Raw genomic sequence first — 21,329 nt, forward strand, 5'->3', positions numbered from 1 at the left:
ATCGTGCAGCTTTATCGACGGACCCCGCAAGCACTTTCGGAAATCACGGGAGAGTTACCAGGAGTATCGATCGACAGAAGATGTCAAGATAACCGAAAGATAAACAAAAGGTCACGATCCGGACACTCGAAAAACTTCGTTGAATATTTGAACGCGCTGTATGCGCTTTCCGTACTCGGTAGCGTGACCAGGAATCCCGTAACCGTCACCGTGGCGTATCACGTGATCCCGGGCCGCGAGACCGACTTCCACTCCTGGGGGTGGGCCGTGCTGCGGGCGAGCTCGCGCGAACCGGGCTTCCTGGGGGGTGGTGTACTTGCCGACGGAGAGGCGGAGTGGCATGTGGTCTACCGCTTCGACAGCGAGGGGTCGGCCCTGGCCTGGGAAGACTCGATCATCCGGGCGCAGTGGGCCACCCGGGCGGACCCGTTCGCCCGGGAGACGGGCCGGCGGAGCGTGCGGGGCTCCAAGAGCTGGTTCGACGCCCAGACCGGCGCGCCGAAACCGCCGGCCGCACCGCTCCCGCCCGCGAAATGGAAGCTTTGGTTCGTGAATATGAGTGCGGTCTTCCCACCGGTTCTCTTATTCAATCTGCTCGTGATTCCGTATCTCGGCGGTCTCAACCCACTGATCCGTACGCTGCTGCTGTGTCTGTGTGTGACGGCCCTCGTCACCTGGATTCTCATGCCGCGACTTCAGCGATTCTTCAAGAAATGGCTGTACCCACCGCTCCAGGCGCTCCGCGGACGTCATAAAAGACGGACCGCGTAGGCCCGAGAACGATCAAAGGGAGGTGGGCGGGTGAAGACCCTGCTCATCGACAATTACGACTCGTACACGTACAACCTGTTCCAGCTGATCGCCGAGGTCAACGGCGAGGAGCCGGTGGTGATCCTCAACGACGCCGCCCCCGAAGGAGCAGGCGGAAGAATTCCGGATCTCTCGGAATTCGACAATGTGGTGGTGTCGCCCGGACCGGGGCACCCGGCCGAATCCCGTGACTTCGGGATCAGCGCCAGAGTGCTCGCGGAGTCCACGATCCCGGTGCTCGGTGTCTGCCTGGGCCACCAGGGCATCGCCCTCGGGGAGCGGGGCCGGGTGCTGCCCGCCCCGGAGCCCCGGCACGGGCATCTGTCGAGAATCCGGCACGCCGAGCGGGACCTGTTCCAGGGGCTGCCGCAGCACTTCACCGCGGTCCGCTACCACTCGCTGTCCGTGCGCGAGCCGCTGCCCGAGACGCTGGAAGCCACGGCCTGGTCCGAGGACGGCGTCCTGATGGGACTGCGGCACCGCACCCGGCCGCTGTGGGGCGTGCAGTTCCACCCGGAGTCCGTCCTCACCGAGTACGGCCACCGGATGCTCGTGAACTTCCGCAACCTCACCGCGCAACGCGCCCGCAAGACTCGTACGAAGAACACCGCGGTCACCCCGTCCGCGGCGGCCATCCCCGCCCCGGCCACGCCCTCCCGCCCCACGCGGACCGTCCGCCCCGCCCACCGGCTGCACACCCGCCGCATCGCCACCGCCATCGACGCGGAGGCCGCCTTCACGCGGATGTACGCCACCTCCCCGCGGGCGTTCTGGCTGGACAGCGCGCGGGTCGAGGAGGGGCGGTCACGGTTCTCGTTCTTCGGTGACGGCTCCGGGCCGCTGTCGGAGTTCGTCCGGTACGACGTCACGACCGGCCGCTGCGAGATCGAGCGGGCCGGACGACCGCCGCGCAAGGTCCGGGCGAGCGTCTTCGACTACCTCAAGCGGCAGTTGGCGAACCGGCGCGTGGACGCCACCGGGCTGCCCTTCGACTTCACCGGCGGATACGTCGGCTACTTCGGGTACGAGACCAAGGCCGACTGCGGCTCCCCGAACCGCCACCAGGCCGAAACCCCCGACGCCTGCTGGCTGTTCGCCGACCGGCTGATCGCGGTGGACCACCAGGAGGGCTTCACCTACGCCGTCTGTGTGGCCGAGGACACCCCCCAGGCCACCCGGGAGGCCACCGACTGGCTCGACGGCGCACTCGCCCAGCTCACCTTCGTCGGCGCCGACCCGCAGCCGTTACCGCCCGCACCCGTGTCTGCCGAGCCCGACCTCGGCGCCGCCGAGCCGTGGCTCGTCCGCGACCGGGCCACCTACCTCGCGGACATCGAGGCCTGCGCGCGTGAACTGCGCGCGGGCACCAGCTACGAGATCTGTCTGACCAACGCCGCCCGGCTGCCCGCGCCGCCCGACGCGTACGACTTCTACCGAGTGCTGCGCCGCGTCAACCCGGCGCCGTACGCGGCCTTCCTGCGGTTCGGCGACCTCGACGTGGCGAGCGCCTCCCCCGAGCGCTTCCTGCGGATCACCCGCGGCGGCGTCGCCGAGGCCCGGCCCATCAAGGGCACCGCGCCCCGGGGCGACACCCCGGAGGAGGACGCGCGCCTGCGGGACGCGCTCGCCGCCGACGCCAAGATCCGCGCCGAGAACCTGATGATCGTCGACCTGCTCCGCAACGACCTGGGCCGGGTCTGCCGGACCGGGACGGTACGCGTCTCCCGGCTCATGGCCACCGAGACCTACGCCACCGTGCACCAGCTCGTCTCCACCGTCGAGGGCCGGCTGCGCCCGGACACGGAAGCGGTGGACTGCGTGCGCGCCTGCTTCCCCGGCGGCTCGATGACCGGCGCGCCGAAGCTGCGCACCATGGAGATCATCGAGACGCTGGAGACCGAGGCGCGCGGGGTGTACTCCGGGGCCCTCGGCTACCTGGGATGCAGCGGCGGCGCCGACCTCAGCATCGTCATCCGTACCGCCGTACTCGCGGACGGGCTGATGCACCTGGGCGCGGGCGGCGCGATCGTCCTCGACTCCGATCCGGTCGCGGAGTACGACGAGATGCTGCTGAAGACGGCGGCACAGATGCGGGCCCTGCGGGAGCACCAGGAAGCCACCCCGGCAGGGGTGAGCGCCCGTCGGACGGACACCCCCCGCCGCGCCGCCGTAGAGGAGCCCGCCCGGTGACGATCCCCACGTCCACGCCGACTCCGCAGTCGCCGACCGGCACCCACGCCGACGCCGACGCCCCCGGCAATCTCGCCACCCATCTCGCCGCGCTCGCCGAGCGGCGCGGCTGGGGTGAGCGGGTCGCCTTCCACCAGGGTCACCGGGCCTGGACGCACGGCGAGGTGCACGAGCTCGCGGGCCGTGCGGCCGGTGTGCTCGCCGCGCACGGCGTGGGTGCGGGCGACCGGGTGCTGCTCGCGCTGCCCGACGGGATCGCCTGGGTGGCGGCCTTCCTCGCCACCGCCCGGATGGGAGCCGTCGCGGTCCTGGTCAACCCCGAACTGCCCCCGGCCGAGCACGCGTTCATGGCCAAGGACGCCAAGGCCGTGCTCTGCGTGACCGGACCGGGCCTGGAGGACCGCTTCACCGACCGCGTGCGTCTCGGCGCCGACCAGCTGATGGCGCTCACCGCCGACGCCGAGCCGGCCGCCGCGCACCCGGTCGACGCGCACACCCCGCTCTACGTCCAGTACACCTCCGGCACCACGGGCCGGCCCAAGGGTGTCGTGCACTGTCACGGCGACCCGAAGACGTACCACGACCTCATCGGCCGGCGGCTGCTGCGGATCACCCCGGACGACGTCACCCTGTCGGTGTCGAAGCTGTACTTCGCGTACGGCTTCGGCAACGCCTTCGTCTTCCCGCTCTTCTCCGGCTCCTCCGCCGTCCTGGTGGACCGGCGTCCGAACCCGGCCGCCGTGGACGAGCTCGTCGCCCGGCACCGGGTCACCCTGCTCTACTCCGTGCCCTCCGCGTACGCCGCCCTCGTCGCCGACCGGGGCAGCGGTCACGCGGCCTGCTTCGTCTCCGTACGCGCCGCCGTGTCGGCCGGGGAGGGCCTGCCCGAGGGGCTCGGGAAGCAGGTCACCGAACTGCTGGGCGCGCCGGTCCTGGAGCAGATCGGCTCCACCGAGGCCGGTCACGCGTTCTGCGCCAACAGCTTCGAGCACAACCACCCGGGCACGGTCGGCCGCCCGGTCCCCGGTTTCGAGGTGGAGCTGCGCGACGAAGCCGGTATGCCGGTGGAGGACGGCGCGCAGGGCGAACTCTGGGTGCGCGGGCCGACGCTGACGCCCGGCTATCTGAACAGGCCCGAGGAGTCGGAACGCACCCTGGTCGGCGGCTGGCTGGCCACCCACGACCGGGCGCGCCGGGAGCCGGACGGCAGCTACCGGCACCTGGGACGCACCGACGACCTGGAGATGGTCGGCGGGATCACCATCTCCCCGCTGGAGGTGGAGGCCGTGCTGCGGGCCCATCCGGCGGTGAAGGAGGTCGCGGTCGCGGCCATGACCGACTGGCGCGGCTTCAGCCGGCTGCGGGCCTTCGTCGTCCCCGTCTCACCCCTGCCGCCCGGCCTCTCCGGACTGTCCGGGCCGTCCGGTCTCGAGACCGAACTCGTGGGCCTGGCGCGCGAGCACCTCGCCGCGTTCAAGGTCCCCAGAGCCATCAGTTTCGTCCCGTCCCTGCCCCGCACCTCGACCGGAAAGCTCCGCCGCCACCTCGTCCGCCAGGGCGCCTGGTGACCACCGCGGCACCACGACCACAGACCACAGCCACAGACCACAGGACAGAAGGGAACGGGCACATGCGACAACAGCAGCCCCTGCTCGCCGACCGCGGTTTCTACCTGGGCCCGATGTTCCGGCACGCGGCGGACCGCCACGGAGCCGTCTTCGTCACCCTGGACCGGCCGCTCGACGTCAATCCCGGCCTCGGGGTCGACCTCAGCTATCCGGTGCTGGCCGAAGTGGTCGAGGAGCTCTCCGGACGGCTGTGGGAGGCCGGGGTCCGGCCCTCGGAAGAGGTGGTCGTCCACAAGAGGGACAACGTCGACATCGTTCTGCTGACCTGCGCCGTCTCCCGTATCGGGGCCGTTCCCGTCCTCCTGTCCCCCGCGCTCGCCGGTCCGGTGGTGGGCCGGCTCCTCGAACGGCTCCACCAACCCTGGCTGATCACCGACAGAGCCAAGCTGGAGGGCCCGCTGGAGGAAGTCGACCTCTCCAGCCTCGTACGCCGGACGCTCTCCGTGGACGACGCGCCCGGGGCCGAACCCCTGGAGAAGTACGCCAGGGCAAAAACCCCCTCTCCCGTCCGGCTGCATCCGCGCCAGCCCGCCCTGATCACCCACAGCTCGGGCACCACCGGCCTGCCCAAGCTCGCCGTGCACTGCGCGAACACCATGTGGAACCGGCTCGTCCCGCAGAAGGCGATGGGCTGGCCCACCCGCGGCGAGACCGCCGCGCTGCACATGTCGTTCGTGCACTCGCGCTTCTACCATCTGCTCGGCGTCCTGCTGCACTTCGGCAGCCCGCTCGTACTCATCACCGACCCGGACCCGGCCACGGTGGGACCGCTGCTGACCCGGCACCGCCCCGGCATCGTCGAGACCCACCCCAACACGTTCGTGCTGTGGGAGGAGCTGGCCGACGCGCCCGGAGCGCCGCTGTCCCGGGTCCGCTCGTACGGCTCCACGTTCGACGCGATCCATCCGCGCACCGTACGGCGGCTGCTGGACGCCTCGAAGCGGCGCATGCCCTGGCTGATGCAGCTGTACGGGCAGAGCGAGACGGGTCCGGTGGCCTTCCAGTGGTTCACCCGGCGCAGCGCCGCCCGCGCGGACGGGCGCCGGGTCGGGATCGGGATCCCCGGCTTCACCCGGGTCCGGGTCACTGACGACTCCGGCGGGCGGGCCAGGCCCGGCACGCCCGGCCGCATCGAGGCCCGCACCCGGGGGCGGATCCTCACCTACCTCGGCGCCCGGGAGCAGTACCTACGCCAGCTCGACGGCGGCGGCTGGTGGCAGATGGGCGACATGGGGTACCAGGGACGGCTGGGCGGGCTGTATCTGATCGACCGTGAGATCGATCGGATCGACTCGGTGCACAGCAATCTGGAGGTCGAGGACGCCCTGATGGACCGGCTGGAGGAACTGCGTGAGGTGGTCATCGTGCCCGGCGCGGACCGGGAACCGGTGCCGGTGGTGTGCGTACGGGGCGAACGGCCGCTGGACCCGGCGCGCTGGCGGGAGGCCACGGCCGATCTGCCGCCCCTGGCCGAGCCCCGGCAGTGGCGCTTCGAGGAGCTGCCGATGACCGCGACCTGGAAGGTGAAGCGGGTGGAGATCACCCGCATGCTGGCCGAGGGCGCGCGCACGTGAGCGGCGCCTCCGGCCATCCGGTCCTCGTGGTGGGTGCCGGGCCCGTGGGGCTGTCGGCGGCGCTCGCGCTGCGCGCGCACGGGCTGCCGGTCGTGCTCCTGGAGGCGGACCCCCAGGAGCGCGAACGCCCGGGCAGCCGCGCCCTGTTCGTACACCGGGAGACCCTGCGGCTGCTCGACGGGATGCGCCCGGGGCTGGCCGCCGAGATCACGGCGTACGGGCGTACCTGGCACACCAGACGGACCCTGTACCGGGGCCGTGAGGTGTACGCCCGCACCTTCCCGCCGCCGTCCACGCCCGGCCTCCCGCCCTTCACCAGCCTGCGTCAGGTGGACACCGAGCGCTTCCTGCGCACCGCGTGCGAGGCGGCCGGAGTGGAGTTCGCGTGGGGGGCGCGGGTGACGGGGGTGCGCGTCGCACCGACGGAGGTCGTGCTCAGCGGCGCGGACGGCCGCGTCTGGACGGGCACGTACGCCGTCGCCGCGGACGGGGCACGCTCGGCGGTCCGGGGCGAGCTGGGCATCCCGATGGAGGGGACGCGCGCGGACGGCTTCCACGTCGTCGTGGACGTCGCCGACCTGCCGGACGCCGAGCTGCCGTTGGAGCGGGTCTTCCACTACGAGCATCCGGGGGTGGGCGGCCGCAGTGTGATGCAGGTGCCGTTCACCGGGGGCTTCCAGGTCGACCTGCAGTGCCGTGACGACGACACGCAGGAGGCGTACGGGACCGAGGAGGCCGTACGGGAATGGCTGCCCGCGGTGGTGGACGACGGGTACGCCGAGCGCGTTCTGTGGGTGTCGACGTACCGCTTCCTGCGCAAGGTCGCCGCCTCGTTCAGCGACCCGCAGCGGCGGGTGCTGCTCGTCGGCGAGGCCGCCCACCTGTTCCCGCCGTTCGGCGCGCGCGGGATGAACAGCGGGATCGCGGACGCGGCGGCGGCCGCGCGGGCGATCGCCGACGGGACGGCCGCCGCGGTCGCCGGGTTCGCCGAGGTCCGGCGGGCGGCGGCCCTGTTCAACAGCGCGGCCGCCGGCAGCGCGCTGGACCATCTGCGGCCGCACCGCCGGATCGTCCGGGTCAAGCAGCGGGCGGCGGCGGCGCTCGCGCCCGTGCTGCCGTGGTGCGGTTCCTGGCTGGAGCACGCGCCGTACGGGCCACGGAACGGTTCGCCCGCTGTCGCGGGCCGCAAGTACTGAGACCGAGAGGGGTACGCAGTGACACAACCGGCCATCGCGGAGGAGCTGTTGGCGTGGTCACCCGGCCGTGGGCTGACCTCCGGACCGGCCCCCGGCACGTTGCCGGGCGGGCGGCTGCTCGTCGCGGACTCGTGGCTGCTGCGCGACGGCCGGATGCGCGGCTTCGACCGGCACCGGGAACGCTTCCTGCGGGCCTGCGGCGACTGCGGCGGCCCACCGCTGGACCGGCTCGTCGCGTTCTGGCGGGACATGACCGCCGCGCTGCCGCGCACCGGGGAGTGGTTCCCCCGGGTCGAACTCGCCGCGGGCTCCATGGAGTTGCGGCTGCTGTTGCGGCACGCGCCGCCGCTCGGCACGGGCGTGCGGGTCTGGGCGGCGGGGCAGAGCGATCCACGGACCGTCCCCCGACGCAAGGGGCCCGACCTGGACACCCTGGCCCGGGTGAGGCGGCGGGCCTCCGGGGAGGGCGCGGAGGAGGCGGTGCTGATCGCGTCCTCCGGTGTGGTGCTGGAGGCGGCCACGGCCAGCGTGCTGTGGTGGGAGGACGACACCCTGTGTTCGCCCTCGCCGCAGCTGCCCGTCCTGGCCGGAGTGACGGCCGGCCTCATCCAGGAGCGGGCCCACCGGACCGGGATCCGTGTCGCCCACCGCGAACGGACCGTGGCCGAGCTCGACGGCCGTGAGGTGTGGCTCGTGAACGCGCTGCACGGGATCCGGCCGGTGACCGCCTGGACGGCGCGGCCGATGAGCCCGGCGCCGGCCGTGCGCGCCCCGGAATGGCGGCAGTGGCTGCACGACGTCATGGAACCGCTGCCGGTCGACTGAATTCCGGAGTCGACCGGATTCCGGGCGGGATCACCGGGAAAAAAGACGGGATCACCGGGAAAAAACGCCGGGTCGAATTCAATTCGACCCGGCACTCTCCCTCGTACCCGAATTCAGCTTTTCTTCTGGGCGGGCTGATAGGCGCCCGGCACCATACGGGTCGCGATCGCGATCCGGTTGTACGCGTTGATGACGGTGGCCGCCCAGATCAGCGCCGCGATCTGGGCCTCGTCGAAGACCTCCGCCGCCGCGGCGTAGACCGCGTCCGGCACGTGTCCGTCGTGGACCAGTGTCACCGCCTCGGTCAACGCCAGTGCGGCACGCTCCCGTTCGGTGAAGAACGGGGTCTCCCGCCAGGCGTTCAGGGCGTAGATCCGCTGCTCGGTCTCACCCCCGGCGCGGGCGTCCTTGGTGTGCATGTCGAGGCAGAACGCGCAGCCGTTGAGCTGCGAGGCGCGAATCCTGATCAGCTCCAGGAGTTCCGGTTCGACCTTGGCGTCCTGGGCCGCGGAAACGGCGGCGCCGTGCAGGGCACCCATGGCGCCGGACGCCTCGGGGGTAATCGTCTTCAGGGCCACACGGGACAGGGCTTCACTATTGCTCATGAGGCGACTCTATTCCATGAAAAGGGCCGCCGACTCCCTCGTTGTGGAAAGTACCGTTGAAGGTGCTGTCGAAAGTGCTGTTGAACGTTCCGTTGAAAGTGCTGTCGAAAGGCAGTGCCGCGCACAATGCGTCCAGCGCCCCCGACCACCCGTGGTCCGGCGGTGTCCCGTACCCCACCACCAGCGCGTCGGTCCGCTCGGCGGGCGACTCCGGGTGGCGGTAGCGGTCGAGCCCGTGCACCGCGAGCCCCTGCCAGGCCGCCGCCCGCAGCGTCTCCTGCTCGGTGCCGGGCGGCAGGCGCAGCACCACGTGCAGGCCCGCCGCGATGCCCGTGGCCCGGACTCCGGGGGCCTGTTCGGCGAGCCGCGCCACCAGGGCGTCCCGGCGGCGCCGGTAACGCAGCCGGGACGCCCGGACGTGGCGGTCGTAGGCGCCCGACGTGATGAACTCCGCCAGGGTGAGCTGGTCCAGCACCCCGCACGACCAGTCCACCCCGCCCTTCGCCGCGACCACCTCCGGGGCGAGCGACGGCGGCAGCACCAGCCAGCCCAGCCGCAGACCGGGGGCCAGGGACTTGCTGGCCGTGCCCACATGGACCACGTGATCGGGGTCGAGGCCCTGGAGTGCGCCGACCGGCTGGCGGTCGTAGCGGAACTCCCCGTCGTAGTCGTCCTCCAGGATCAGACCGCCGCCACGCCGCGCCCAGTCCACCACCTGCGCCCGCCGGTCGGGGTGCAGCGGTACGCCCATCGGGAACTGGTGGGCGGGGGTCATCAGCACCGCCCGTACGCCTCCCAGCGCGTCCCCGCCCTGTGGACCGGCCGCCAACTCCTCCGTACGCGTGCCGAGTTCGTCGAATCCGAGCGGCACCGTCCGCAGTCCGGCCTGCTCCAGCAGCCGCCAGTGGACGTCGAGCCCGTACGACTCCACGGCCAGCGAGGTCAGTCCCCGCCCACGCAGCACCTGGCCGAGCAGCATCAGGCCGTGCACGAAGCCTGAGCAGATGACGATGTGCTCCGGGTCCGTGCGAACGCCCCGGGCCCTGGCCAGATATCCGGCCAGGGCGGTGCGCAGTTCCACCCGGCCGCGCGGGTCGCCGTAGTCGAGGGCCTCGTGCGGGGCGACGGCCAGGGCGCGGCGTGAGGCCTTCAGCCAGGCCGCGCGGGGGAAGGAGGACAGGTCGGGGGAGCCGGGGACCAGGTCGTACGCCGGGCGGGCGTGGGCCGGGCGGCCGGGCGCGGAGGTGGTGGAGGGGGCCTGCACCGGGCGGCGTGCGACGCTCGTGCCCGAGCCCTGGCGGGCGGTGAGCCAGCCCTCCGCCACCAGGTCCGCGTACGCCTCCGCGACCGTGTTGCGGGCGATACCCAGGTCGGCGGCGAGGGAGCGGGAGGAGGGCAGCCGGGTGCCGGGGGCGAGGCGGCCGCTGCGGACCGCCTCGCGGAGGGCTTCCGTCAGACCTCTGCGGACACCGGGTCCGGTCGGCTCAACGTGCAGGTCGACCCCGAAAGTGGCCCATGATTTCGCCATGTAAATGGACCATACTCCTGGGCTGCTTCGCTCGTAGGGTCGAGAACATGACGACGAACGACGCCACCACCGCCACCACCACCGAGTACGCCCCCGAGCACAGCCCCCGACTGCACTGGGCCAAGCACGCCCCCGAGGTCTACAAGGCCATGCTCCGGCTGGAGACGGCCGCGCAGCAGGGGCTGGAGCCGAAGCTGCGCGAGCTGGTGAAGATCCGTGCCTCGCAGCTCAACCACTGCGCGTTCTGTCTCGACATGCACACCAAGGACGCGCTGGCCGCCGGGGAGAGCGTGCAGCGGATCGTCCAGCTCAGCGCGTGGGAGGAGTCGAAGCACTTCTACACGGAGAAGGAACTCGCGGCGATCGAGCTGACCGAGGCCGTGACCGTCCTGACCGACGGGTTCGTACCGGACGAGGTGTACGAGAAGGCGGCACAGCACTTCGAGGAGGCCGAGCTGGCGCAGCTGATCGCCGCGATCACGGTGATCAACGCGTGGAACCGGTTCGGCGTGAGCACGCGGATGGTCCCGGGCCACTACGAGGCGGGCCAGCACCAGTGACGAAGCGCGCCGAACCCGCCAGGGAGCGCCCGAAGGTGCTCGACCCGGCGGTCGGGCGGGCCCTGTCCGCGTTGAGCGCCGCCGCGAAGAAGGGGCTCGGCGAGCCCGCGCTCGCCGAACTCGTCATGATCCGCGCCTCCCAGCTCAACCACTGCGCGTTCTGCCTCGACATGCACCTCGAACTGGCCCGCAAGAACGGCGAGTCCGAGGACCGCATCCAGCTCCTCAACGCCTGGGAGGAAGCGGAGGATCTCTACAGCGAGCGCGAGCGGGCGGCGCTGACGCTGACGGAGGCGGTGACCGTCCTGACGGAGGGCTTCGTGCCGGACGAGGTGTACGCGCGGGCGGCCGAGCACTTCGACGACGTCCGGCTCGCGCACCTCATCGCCCTGATCACCGCGATCAACGGCTGGAACCGGGTGATGGTGAGCCGTCGGATCCCGCCGGGGGGATACGCGCCGTGAGCGGGGTCGAGGTCTTACGGGCACTGCATCGCCATCGCCTCCCCGACGATCCCCTCGTCCTGCCCGGCCCCTGGGACGCCGTCTCCGCGCGGGTGTGCGTGGACGCCGGGTTCCCCGCGCTCGCCACGCCCAGCGCGGGGATCGCCGCCTCGCTCGGGTACGAGGACGGGGCCACGCCCGCCGCCGAGATGTTCGCGGCGGTCGCGCGGATCGTGCGGGCCGTGGAGGTGCCGGTGTCGGCGGACGTCGAGGACGGGTACGGGCTCGCGCCGAAGGAGCTGGTGGCACGCCTGCTGGAGGCGGGGGCCGTGGGGTGCAACCTTGAGGACTCCCACGGCGGAGCCCTCAAGGACCCGGCCCGGCACGCCGACTGGCTGGCCGAGGTGCGCTCCGCCGCGGGCGACCGGCTCTTCGTCAACGCCCGCGTCGACACCTTCGCCCGCGGGGACGGTGATCCGGAGCGGGCGATCGAGCGGGCCGCGCTGTACGTCGCGGCGGGCGCCGACTGCGTGTATCCGATCGGCGCCCCCGTCGGCGTACTGCCGCTGCTGCGGGCGGGGATCCAGGGCCCGATCAACGTGTTCGCACGGCTCGACGGCCCCCGGGCCGCCGAACTCGGCGAGCTGGGGGCCACCCGGATCACCTTCGGGCCGGGCCTCCAGCGCCGCGCGACCGGGGCACTGCGGGAGATCGCCGCGCACCTGAGATAGCCGGGGTCACGACAGCCACGCGCGCCACGTCGACGCGTGGCTGTCGACCCACTTCTTCGCCGCGTCCTGCGGCGACAGCTTGTCGTTCGCGATCATCAGGGAGACCTCGTTCTGGTCCTCGGTGGTCCACTTGAACTTCTTCAGGAAGGCGGCCGCCTTGCCGCCGCTCTTCGCGAAGTCGGCGTTCAGGTACTTCTGGAGCGGTGTGTGCGGGTAGGCGCAGGCGACCTTGGCCGCGTCGGCGTCGCAGCCCTCCTTGTACGGCGGCAGCTTCACCTCCGTCATGGGGACCTTCTTGAAGAGCCACTGGGGCGAGTACCAGTAGGTGAGGAAGGGCTTCTTCTCCTTGGCGAACTGCTTCATCTGGGTGATCTGCGCGGCCTCCGAACCGGCGAACACCACCTGGTAGTTCAGCTTCAGGTTGGTCACCAGGGCCTTGTCGTTGGTGACGTAGGAGGGTGAGCCGTCCATGAGCTGGCCCTTGCCGCCGCTCTCCGCGGTGCGCAGTTGGTCGGCGTACTTGTTGAGGTTCTTCCAGTCGGTCACGTCGGGGTGCTGCTTGGCGAAGTACGTCGGGACGTACCAGCCGATGTGCCCGGTGACGCCCAGGTCCCCGCCGGGGGCGATCGTCTTCTTGTCCTCGACGTACCGCTTCTCCTGGTCGGGGTGGCCCCAGTCCTCCAGGATGGCGTCGACCCGGCCCTGGCTGAGCGCGTCCCACGCGGGGACCTCGTCGACCTGGACGGTGTCGACGCGATAGCCGAGCTCGTGCTCCAGCAGGTACTGCGCGACGGCCACGTTGGCCTGTGCGCCCACCCAGGACTGGACGGAAAGGGTCAGGCTCTTCGAGCCCCGCGCGTTCGCGAAGGGCGAGGCCTGCTTGGTCATGTCGACGGCGCCGCAACCGGTCAGCGTCAGCAGCGCGGCCGCACCGGCCATCACCGAAGTCGTACGAAGGCGCATGTCACGCTCCCTTCTTCGTGGTCCGCGCGGTCGGCTGGGTCACCCGGTCGAGCATCAGGCCGAGGCAGACGATCGCCGCGCCGGCGACGAGACCGGTCGCCAGGTCGCCCTGCGCGAGGCCGAACACGACGTCGTAACCGAGCGCGCCACCGCCGACCAGACCGCCGATGATGACGACGGCGAGGACGAGCACGACGCCCTGGTTCACGGCGAGGAGCAGCGACTGGCGGGCCAGCGGCAGCTGGACCTGGCGCAGTTGCTGGGCGCCGGTGGCGCCGAGCGAGCGGGCCGACTCCAGCGCGGCCGGGTCGACGGCGCGCAGGCCCTGGGTGGTGATGCGGACGACGGCGGGCAGCGCGTAGACGACCGCGGCGGCCACGGCGGGCGCGCGGCCCACGCCGAACAGCGCCACCACCGGGATCAGGTAGACGAACTGCGGCATCGTCTGGAAGACGTCAAGGACCGGCCGCAGCAGCCGCTCGACGCGCTCGCTGCGCGCCGCCGCAATGCCGGTCGCGAAGCCGAGCACGAGGGTCACGGCGACCGCCGCGAGGACCTGCGACAGCGTGTCCAGGGACGGCTTCCACACGCCGAGCACCCCGATCGCGGCCATCGCGAGGACCGCGGTGAGGGCGGTGCGCCACGTGCCGATCAGCCAGGCCAGGGCGGCGACGATCAGCAGGACCGACCACCAGGGCAGCCACTGAAGGCCGTCCCGGACGGGGTCCAGGACCCAGGTGGTGAAGTGGCCCGCCCAGTCGGCGGTGCCGCCGATGTAGGGGACGCCGGAGTACAGGTGGTTGGTCATCCAGTCGACGACGCGGTTCACGGGCTCGGCGATGGAGAGGGTCCAGGAGGCGGGCCAGTCGAGACGGCCGGTGAGGTGTCCGGCCAGCGCCACGACGAGGGCCACGGCAGCGGCGTACACCCAGCGCAGTGCCGTCGCCCCGGAGTCCGAGCCGAGCCGCTCCCCGGCCGCTCCCGTCACCCGGTCCAGGACGACCGCGAGCAGCACGATCGGGATACCGGCGGCGAGTGCGGCGCCCACGTCGACGGAGGCCAGGGCCTGGTAGACGCGGTCGCCGAGGCCGCCCGCGCCGATCACGGAGGCGATGACCGCCATGGACAGGGCCATCATGATCGTCTGGTTGAGGCCGAGGAGGAGTTCCTTGCGGGCCAGCGGGAGGCGGGCGGTCAGCAGGCGCTGACGGGCGGTGGCGCCGAGCGAGGTGACGGCCTCCATCACCCCGGCGTCGGCGTCACGCAGGCCGAGCGCGGTGAGGCGGGCCATGGGCGGGGCGGCGTACACGACGGTGGCGAGGACGGCGGCGGGGACGCCGATGCCGAAGACGAGGACGACGGGGAGGAGGTACGCGAACGCCGGGAGCACCTGCATGGTGTCGAGGACGGGGCGCAGCGCGCGGTAGGTGCGGTCGGAGAGCCCGGCGGCGAGGCCGAGCAGCGCGCCCAGCAGGACGGACGCGAGGACGGCGACCACCATGAGCGCGAGGGTCTGCATGGTCGGCACCCACATGCCGAGCAGTCCGCAGGCGAGGAACGCGGCGGCCGTGCCGAGCGCGAGCCGTACGCCCGCCGTGCGCCAGGCGACGAGTGCCGCGACGGCTGTCACACCGGCCCAGCCCGCCGCGAGCAGCACCACGTAGACGGCGCGCACGGAGAGGACGACGGCGCTGCTGACGTACCCGAAGAAGTACAGGAACAGGGGGTGGCTGTCCCGGTTGTCGATGATCCACCCGCTGGCTCGGCCGAGGGGTGCGGAGAGGTCGACGGTGAGGGCGCCCGGCCAGGTGCCGCTCGCCCAGTGGGAGTCGAGGACCGGGACGATCACGGCCGCCGCGACGGCGAGCAGCAGCAGCTTGCCGACGGCCCGGTGTCTGCCGAGGTTCTTGAGCAGCGCGGCGATGCCGGAGTGACCGACGGTCGCGGTGACGGTGGCCATCAGGCGGCCTCCCCACGGGGGCCGTCCGGCGCCCCGGCTGCGGGCGTGTCCGCGCCGGCCACCACGCCGAGCAGCGCCGCCGGGTCCACGACGCCGACGCAGCGTCCATGGTCCATCACGCGGGCGGGGTCGCCCGAGCGGGCCACCGCCTCGATGGCCTCGGAGACGGTCGCGTCGGGAGCGAGCGCCGGGCCCCGGGCGGCCTCCGCGGCGGACGCGGCCCGCATGGCCGTACGGACGGTCATGACCTGTTCGCGCGGTACGTCCCGGACGAACTCGCGGACGTAGTCGTCGGCGGGCGAGCCGACGATCTCCTCGGGGGTGCCGAGCTGGACGACACGGCCGTCGCGCATGAGCGCGATGCGGTCGCCGAGGCGCAGCGCCTCGTTGAGGTCGTGGGTGATGAAGACCATCGTGCGGCCCTCGTCGTGGTGCAGCCGGATGACCTCCTCCTGCATGTCGCGCCGGATCAGCGGGTCGAGCGCGCTGAACGGCTCGTCGAAGAGCAGGACTTCGGGGTCGACGGCGAGCGCGCGGGCGAGCCCGACGCGCTGCTGCTGGCCGCCGGACAGCTGGCCGGGCCTGCGCTGCTCCATGCCCTCGAGGCCGACCTTGGCGACGACCTCGGCGGCCTTCTCGCGGCGCTCCGCCTTGCCGACACCCTGGATCTCCAGGCCGTAGGCCACGTTGTCGAGCACCGAGCGGTGCGGGAGCAGGCCGAAGTGCTGGAAGACCATCGCGGCGCGGTGGCGGCGCAGTTCCCGCAGCCGGTTCTTGTCCATGGCGCGTACGTCCTCGCCGTCGATGACGATCGCGCCCGCGGTCGGCTCGATCAGCCGGGTGAGACAGCGGACCAGCGTGGACTTGCCGGAGCCGGACAGGCCCATGACGACGAAGACCTCGCCCTTGCGGACGTCGAAGCTCACGTCCCGGACGGCGGCCGTGCAGCCGGTGCGGGAGCGGAGTTCGGCGGGGGTGAGGGCGGCGAGCTCGGGGTCGGCGGGGACGCGCTCGGCCTTCGGCCCGAACACCTTCCACAGGCCGTCGACGGAGAAGACGGAATCAGTACTCATCACGCACCGCCCCCGATCAGCTCCGCGCATTTCTCCCCGACCATGAGCACTCCGATCATCGGGTTCACGGCGGGCATCGTCGGGAAGACGGACGCGTCGGCGATCCGCAGGCCGTCGAGGCCGCGTACCCTCAACTCGGGGTCTACCACGGCCAGTTGATCATCAGTGGCGCCCATCCGGCAGGTGCCCGCCGGGTGGTAGACGGTGTGCGCGACCTGACGGGCGTACGCGCCCAGCTCCTCGTCGTCGGTGACCTCGGGCCCGGGGCACACCTCGCGCTTGAGCCAGCCGGCGAGCGGCTCGGTGCGGGCGATCCGGCGGGCGATGCGGATGCCGTCGACGAGGGTGCGGCCGTCGTAGTCGTCCTCGTCCGTGAAGTAGCGGAAGTCCAGGGCGGGCTTGACCGATGGATCGGCGCTGGTCAGGTAGAGGCGGCCGCGGCTGCGCGGCTTGGGGATGTTGGGGGTCATGGAGACGCCGTGCGCCGGGCGTTCGTAGCCCAGCCGCTCCGGGTTGTCCGTGAAGGGGATCTGGTAGAAGTGGAACATCAGGTCGGGGCCCGCCTGTTCGGGGTCGCGGCGCACGAACAGGCCCGCGTCGGAGTCCATCGCCGAGTTCTCCGGGATCGGCCCGTCGGTCTCCCAGACGATGACCGACTCGGGGTGGTCGAGCAGGTTCTCGCCGACGCCGGGCAGGTCGTGGGCGACGGGTATGCCGAGCTCCGCCAGGTCGTGGGCGGGTCCGATCCCGGAGTGCAGCAGCAGCCGCGGCGAGTCGACCGCGCCCGCGCAGAGCAGGACCTCGCGCCGGGCCCGTACGAGGCTCTCCGTGCCGTCCTTGGCGCGTACGTGCACGCCCGTGGCGCGCGTCCCCTCCAGCTCGAGCCGGTACGCCCAGGTCTCCAGCAGCAGCGTGAGGTTGGGCCGTTCGTCCATCACCGGGTGCAGATACGCGACCGACGCGCTGGAGCGCTTGTTGTTCTCGGGGTGGTAGGCGAGGTCGAAGAAGCCGGTGCCCTCGGTGAACGGCTTCTTGTTGAAGCCCTCGACGCGGGGCACGCCCAGCGCGCCCTGGGCGGCCTCGACGAAGTCGCGGGCGATGGCGTTGCGGTCCTTCTCGTCGACCGGGACGATGTTGTTGAGGAGCCGCGCGAAGTACGCCTCCATCGGCACCGCGCCCCAGCCCTTGGCGCCCGCCGTCTCCCACTCGTCCCAGTCGGACGGCAGCGGCTTGAACGCGATCAGCGTGTTGTGGGACGAACAGCCGCCGAGGACGCGGGCCCGGCTGTGCCGGATGTGCGAGTTGCCGCGCGGCTGCACGGTCGTCGGGTAGTCGTAGTCCAGTTCGCCGCCGAGCAGGCCCATCCAGCGGCGCAGGGTGAGGACGTCCTCACGGCCGACGTCACTGGGACCGCCCTCGATGACGGCGACCGTCACGTCGGCGTTCTCGGTGAGACGGGAGGCGATGACGGAGCCTGCCGTGCCGCCGCCGACGACGACGTAGTCGTACGTGTTCTCGGACGCGTTCTCGTGCGTGCTTTCGTGCATGGGGGTGCTCCAGGGTGCAAGGTGCAAGTGCTGTGTGGGGTGGTGGGGTTACGTCACTGGGGTCCGCCCGCGAACCAGCGGACCGGCTTCGGCGCCAGGTTCTGGTAGACGTGCTTGGTCTCGCGGTACTCGGCGAGGCCCGCCGGGCCCAGTTCGCGCCCCACGCCGCTCTTCCCGAAGCCGCCCCACTCCGCCTGCGGGAGGTAGGGGTGGAAGTCGTTGATCCAGACGGTGCCGTGCCGCAGCCGTCCCGCGACGCGGCGGGCGCGGCCCGCGTCGGTGGTCCAGACGGCGCCCGCGAGCCCGTACTCGGTGTCGTTGGCGAGCGCGACGGCCTCGTCCTCGGTGCGGAAGGTCTCCACGGTCAGGACGGGCCCGAAGACCTCCTCGCGGACCACCTTCATCTCCCGGTGGCACTGGTCGAGGACGGTCGGCTCGTAGAAGTACCCGGTGGCGGGCCGTTCGGCGGACGGCTCCGGGCGCCGGCCGCCCGCCCGCAGCACCGCGCCCTCCGCGAGTGCGGAGGCGACGTACGCCTCGGTCTTCTCGCGCTGCCCCTCCGACACGAGGGGGCCGCACTCGACGCCGTCCTCGGTGCCGCGTCCGAGCCTGATCCTGCTTGCCCTGCGGGCCAGTTCGGCGACGAAGCGCTCGCGCACGGACTCCTCGACGATGAGCCGGGATCCGGCCGAGCAGACCTGGCCGCTGTGGATGAAGGCGGCGTTGAGAGCCTGGTCGACGGCGGTGTCGAAGTCCTCGTCCGTGGCGCAGGCGTCGGCGAAGACGACGTTGGGGTTCTTGCCGCCGAGCTCCAGGGCGACCTTCTTGACGCTCTCCGCGGCGGCCCGCGCCACCTTCGTGCCGCTGACCAGGCCGCCGGTGAAGGAGACGAGGTCGACGTCGGGGTGCTCGGCCAGGCGGGCGCCCACCGTGTGCCCCGGGCCGGTCACGAGGCCCGCGACCCCGGCGGGGAGTCCGGCCTCGGTGAGCAGCCGTATCAGCGCGATCGTCGTCAGCGGGGTGATCTCGCTCGGCTTGACCACGAAGGCGTTCCCGGCCGCGAGGGCGGGCGCGATCTTCCAACTGGCCTGCAGAAGCGGATAGTTCCAGGGGGTGATCAACGCGCATACACCGACGGGCTCGTGCACGACGACGCTGTGGATGTCGTCGGACCCGGCGTCGACGACCCGCCCGCCACCCTCCCCCACGACGAGGTCGGCGAAGTACCGGAAGGCGTCCGCGACACAGTCGATGTCGACGCGCCCTTCTTCGAGGGTCTTGCCCGCGTCCCGGCTCTCCAGCAGCCCGAGCTCTTCCCGGTCCCGGACGAGGAGGTCGGCGACACGGCGCAGCAGCGCGGCGCGCTCGGCGACGGGGGTACGGGGCCACTCCCCCGTGTCGAAGGCGAGGCGGGCGGCGGCGACGGCCGCGTCCGCGTCCCGCTCGTCACCCTCCGCGACCACGGCGAACGGCTTGGCATCCGCGGGATCGAGGATCTCGCGGGTGGCACGGGAGACGGCCCCCCGCCACTCTCCACCCACGTGAAGCGTCTGTTGTGCCTGCTGAGCCTGGTGCGCCTGGTGTCCGGCCATGGTCGGTGTTGCCTTCCGTTCCTGTTCCGTGCCCCTGCGTGTCCGTATGTGACACGCGTGTCACTCTCGGGGACCGGGAGCGCCTGCCCCTCGACCCGGAATGCATGCACAACCAGTGACCAAAAGTGCCCGGCGTCACTGAAAAATAGGAAGAAATACGACCAGAAACCGCAAAACACAGGCTGAGAGTGACCGGCACCCCGGAGGTGGCTTTCTTTGACTAGAGTCAAAGGATGACTCTGTCGGTGTCAGCGGAGGATGTGCGGGCGCTGCGGCGCTTCAACCGGTACTTCACCCGGCGCATCGGAGCCCTCGACGACCACTACCTCGGGCAGGACCGGCCGCTCGGCGAGGCGCGGCTGCTGTTCGAGATCGGGGACGGGGCCTCGCTGCGGGAGCTGCGCGGCCGGCTCGGCCTGGACGCCGGGTACTTGAGCCGGATGGTCCGGGCGCTTCAGGCGCAGGGGCTGGTGCGGGTGAGCGTGCCGGCCGAGGACAGCCGACTGCGGGTCGCGAAGCTGACGCCGGCCGGGCGGGTCGAGGTCGAGGAGCAGAACCGGCGGGCCGACGCGCTGGCCAAGGGACTGCTCGGCTCCCTCGACGAGCGCCGGCGCGGCGAACTCACCGCCGCCATCACTGCCGCCGAACGGCTGCTGCGGCTGGCCGCGATCACCGTCGAGTCCGTCGACGGTGCCTCGCGTGACGCGCGCGACTGCCTCGCCGGGTACGCCGCCGACATCGACGCGCGGTTCCCGGAGGGTTTCGACCCCGACGCCCTCGTACGGCCCGACGAGGTGTCCGGGGACTCGGGTGCCTTCCTGGTCGCGTACGAGGAAGGGCGTCCCGTGGGGTGCGGGGCGCTGCGGCGGCTCACACCGGACACCGGCGAGATCCGGCACGTGTGGGTGCGGCCCGAGGCCCGGCGGCTCGGCCTCGCCCGCCGGATCCTCGACGGACTGGAACGGGCGGCCGTCGCGTGCGGGTACGGCGTGGTACGCCTCGACACCCACGCGGTGCTCACCGAGGCGCAGGCGATGTACCGGGCGTGCGGCTACACCGAGATCCCGCGCTACGACGACAACGTCTACGCCGCCCACTGGTTCGAGAAGCGGCTGCCCCGCCCGTCGGAGGATTCGAACGACAGGCCCTAGGTACTGCTCGCGCAGTTCGTGCCGGTGGGGCAGAAGGAGTTCAGGGCCGTGGTGAGCGGGCCGGTCATGTCCACGCCCTCGGGACCGCTCGCGTTGATCGCGTAGAGCGTTCCGTCGGCGGCGCGGAAGCGGTGGTCGACCACGTGCGTGGCGCCCTTCTGCGGGCTGTCGTAGCGGTAGGTGACCTCCGTCCAGTCGGACCCGTTCTGCCGCTCGATGAGCCGGTACCCCGGGAGCTTCTGCGAGATCTCCTCGGCCTGGGACGACGACTCGGCCAGGGAGCTCTCCTTGACCTCGAACAGCATGAGCCTGCTGCTGCCACCGGGGGCCGTGTACGTGACGACCGGCGCCAGCTTGCCCTGCACCTCCTCGCGCACCCAGCCGTCCGGCACGTCCACCGTGTAGCCGACCGAATCCACCGACCTGCTGTAGCCGGGCAACGGCTCCGGGGTCGTGGGCTGCGTCGCCGGGTCGCTGGACTCGCCGGGGCCGGCGTAGGTGTCCGGACTCCCGGAGGTGTACCCGGTGTCCGGGGAAGGAACGCTCTGGGTCGCCGTGACGGTCACCGCCGGGCGCGACGGGTCCGCGCCGGTGTGCCCGGACGAGTCGTCCCTGGTCAGCGCCCACACCGCGCCTCCGACGCCGCCCGCGAGGACGGCGACGGCCACGATCACCACCAGCAGCCGGCGCGAGTCCGTGGGGGCCGGCCCCCGGCCGCCGCCGGGACTCCCGCCGGGCCCGGACCACGACGGTGGCGGCAGAGGCGTCTCGGGCGGGCGCGGCGGCCCCGCCTGGGTCGCCGACGCCCACCACTGCTGCTCCGCGTCCGGTGGCACCCCGCCACCGCCGGACCCTGCTCTGCCCTGCCCGCCCGCACCGTCGTCGTCGACCCACCGCTGGCGGTCCTCATCCCACCGTTGCGCCACCTCGTCACCCCGTTCCCACTAGACCGA

At 72.0% G+C, this 21,329-nt stretch carries 18 protein-coding genes; 10 read left to right on the forward strand and 8 right to left on the reverse strand.

The genetic code is table 11. The annotated features are described in order from the left end of the window. The first annotated feature begins 183 nt into the window (after positions 1-183). The 6 genes from SMIR_RS13795 (at position 184) to SMIR_RS13820 (ending at position 8,223) form a co-directional block, all read left to right on the forward strand. Positions 184-771 carry a putative antibiotic biosynthesis monooxygenase gene (locus tag SMIR_RS13795; protein WP_099946583.1) on the forward strand — a complete coding sequence of 196 codons (588 nt, stop codon included), beginning with the start codon at positions 184-186 and terminating at the stop codon, positions 769-771. A gap of 30 nt (positions 772-801) precedes the next feature. Further along, entirely contained in the window at positions 802-3,000 is a 2,199-nt protein-coding gene (pabB, locus tag SMIR_RS13800; protein WP_168494816.1) for an aminodeoxychorismate synthase component I, read from the forward strand. Positions 3,001-3,002: 2 nt separating this feature from the next. Then, on the forward strand, positions 3,003-4,568 hold the full coding sequence (locus tag SMIR_RS13805) for an AMP-binding protein (RefSeq protein WP_212728354.1): 1,566 nt from the start codon (positions 3,003-3,005) through the stop codon (positions 4,566-4,568). A 62-nt stretch (positions 4,569-4,630) separates the two neighbouring features. Then, on the forward strand, positions 4,631-6,202 hold the full coding sequence (locus SMIR_RS13810; protein WP_168494814.1) for a class I adenylate-forming enzyme family protein: 1,572 nt from the start codon (positions 4,631-4,633) through the stop codon (positions 6,200-6,202). Next, positions 6,199-7,398 carry an FAD-dependent monooxygenase gene (locus tag SMIR_RS13815; protein ID WP_168494812.1) on the forward strand — a complete coding sequence of 400 codons (1,200 nt, stop codon included), beginning with the start codon at positions 6,199-6,201 and terminating at the stop codon, positions 7,396-7,398. Before SMIR_RS13810 ends, SMIR_RS13815 begins: the two co-directional genes overlap by 4 nt. Before the next feature lie 18 nt (positions 7,399-7,416). After that, positions 7,417-8,223 (forward strand): aminotransferase class IV, encoded by an 807-nt coding sequence (locus SMIR_RS13820; RefSeq protein ID WP_212727054.1) that lies wholly within the window; start codon positions 7,417-7,419, stop codon positions 8,221-8,223. Between the two features lie 113 nt (positions 8,224-8,336). On the opposite strand, the gene SMIR_RS13825 is transcribed toward SMIR_RS13820, so the two are convergent. Beyond that, positions 8,337-8,828, reverse strand: a complete 492-nt coding sequence (locus tag SMIR_RS13825) for a carboxymuconolactone decarboxylase family protein (RefSeq protein ID WP_212727055.1) — start codon at positions 8,826-8,828, stop codon at positions 8,337-8,339. Then, positions 8,818-10,356, reverse strand: coding sequence for a MocR-like pyridoxine biosynthesis transcription factor PdxR (gene pdxR, locus SMIR_RS13830; protein ID WP_249938423.1), 1,539 nt, complete (start codon positions 10,354-10,356; stop codon positions 8,818-8,820). The genes SMIR_RS13825 and pdxR overlap by 11 nt, the downstream gene beginning before the upstream one ends. 47 nt (positions 10,357-10,403) lie before the next feature. On the opposite strand from pdxR, the gene SMIR_RS13835 reads away from it, so the two are divergent. From SMIR_RS13835 to SMIR_RS13845, 3 genes are read left to right on the forward strand one after another with little or no spacing between them, the layout of a single operon-like run. Then, complete coding sequence (locus tag SMIR_RS13835) at positions 10,404-10,916, forward strand: carboxymuconolactone decarboxylase family protein (RefSeq protein ID WP_168494810.1); 513 nt, start codon at positions 10,404-10,406, stop codon at positions 10,914-10,916. Then, a complete protein-coding gene (locus tag SMIR_RS13840) occupies positions 10,913-11,380 on the forward strand; it encodes a carboxymuconolactone decarboxylase family protein (RefSeq protein WP_248003080.1) in 468 nt (155 codons plus the stop codon). The genes SMIR_RS13835 and SMIR_RS13840 overlap by 4 nt, the downstream gene beginning before the upstream one ends. Beyond that, a complete protein-coding gene (locus tag SMIR_RS13845; RefSeq protein WP_168494806.1) occupies positions 11,377-12,090 on the forward strand; it encodes an isocitrate lyase/PEP mutase family protein in 714 nt (237 codons plus the stop codon). Before SMIR_RS13840 ends, SMIR_RS13845 begins: the two co-directional genes overlap by 4 nt. 6 nt (positions 12,091-12,096) lie before the next feature. Here SMIR_RS13845 and SMIR_RS13850 read toward each other — a convergent pair whose 3' ends face one another. From SMIR_RS13850 to SMIR_RS13870, 5 genes are read right to left on the reverse strand one after another with little or no spacing between them, the layout of a single operon-like run. Further along, positions 12,097-13,053: an ABC transporter substrate-binding protein gene (locus tag SMIR_RS13850; RefSeq protein ID WP_168494804.1), complete on the reverse strand. Its 957-nt coding sequence runs from the start codon at positions 13,051-13,053 to the stop codon at positions 12,097-12,099. Between the two features lies 1 nt (position 13,054). After that, entirely contained in the window at positions 13,055-15,013 is a 1,959-nt protein-coding gene (locus SMIR_RS13855; RefSeq protein WP_168494802.1) for an ABC transporter permease, read from the reverse strand. Next, positions 15,013-16,086 carry a quaternary amine ABC transporter ATP-binding protein gene (locus SMIR_RS13860; RefSeq protein WP_248003079.1) on the reverse strand — a complete coding sequence of 358 codons (1,074 nt, stop codon included), beginning with the start codon at positions 16,084-16,086 and terminating at the stop codon, positions 15,013-15,015. Before SMIR_RS13860 ends, SMIR_RS13855 begins: the two co-directional genes overlap by 1 nt. After that, on the reverse strand, positions 16,086-17,633 hold the full coding sequence (locus SMIR_RS13865; protein WP_168494797.1) for a GMC family oxidoreductase: 1,548 nt from the start codon (positions 17,631-17,633) through the stop codon (positions 16,086-16,088). The genes SMIR_RS13860 and SMIR_RS13865 overlap by 1 nt, the downstream gene beginning before the upstream one ends. 53 nt (positions 17,634-17,686) lie before the next feature. Continuing rightward, positions 17,687-19,225, reverse strand: coding sequence for an aldehyde dehydrogenase family protein (locus SMIR_RS13870; RefSeq protein ID WP_168494796.1), 1,539 nt, complete (start codon positions 19,223-19,225; stop codon positions 17,687-17,689). A gap of 233 nt (positions 19,226-19,458) precedes the next feature. Between SMIR_RS13870 and SMIR_RS13875 the strand changes: the two genes are divergently transcribed. Beyond that, positions 19,459-20,376 carry a bifunctional helix-turn-helix transcriptional regulator/GNAT family N-acetyltransferase gene (locus SMIR_RS13875; RefSeq protein ID WP_168494794.1) on the forward strand — a complete coding sequence of 306 codons (918 nt, stop codon included), beginning with the start codon at positions 19,459-19,461 and terminating at the stop codon, positions 20,374-20,376. Here the strand turns inward: SMIR_RS13875 and SMIR_RS13880 are convergent. After that, positions 20,373-21,302, reverse strand: a complete 930-nt coding sequence (locus SMIR_RS13880; RefSeq protein ID WP_212727056.1) for a serine/threonine kinase C-terminal domain-containing protein — start codon at positions 21,300-21,302, stop codon at positions 20,373-20,375. The two genes, SMIR_RS13875 and SMIR_RS13880, sit on opposite strands and share 4 nt — an antisense overlap. Positions 21,303-21,329: the final 27 nt, after the last annotated feature.

The sequence above is a fragment of the Streptomyces mirabilis genome, assembly GCF_018310535.1.
Lineage (GTDB): Bacteria > Actinomycetota > Actinomycetes > Streptomycetales > Streptomycetaceae > Streptomyces.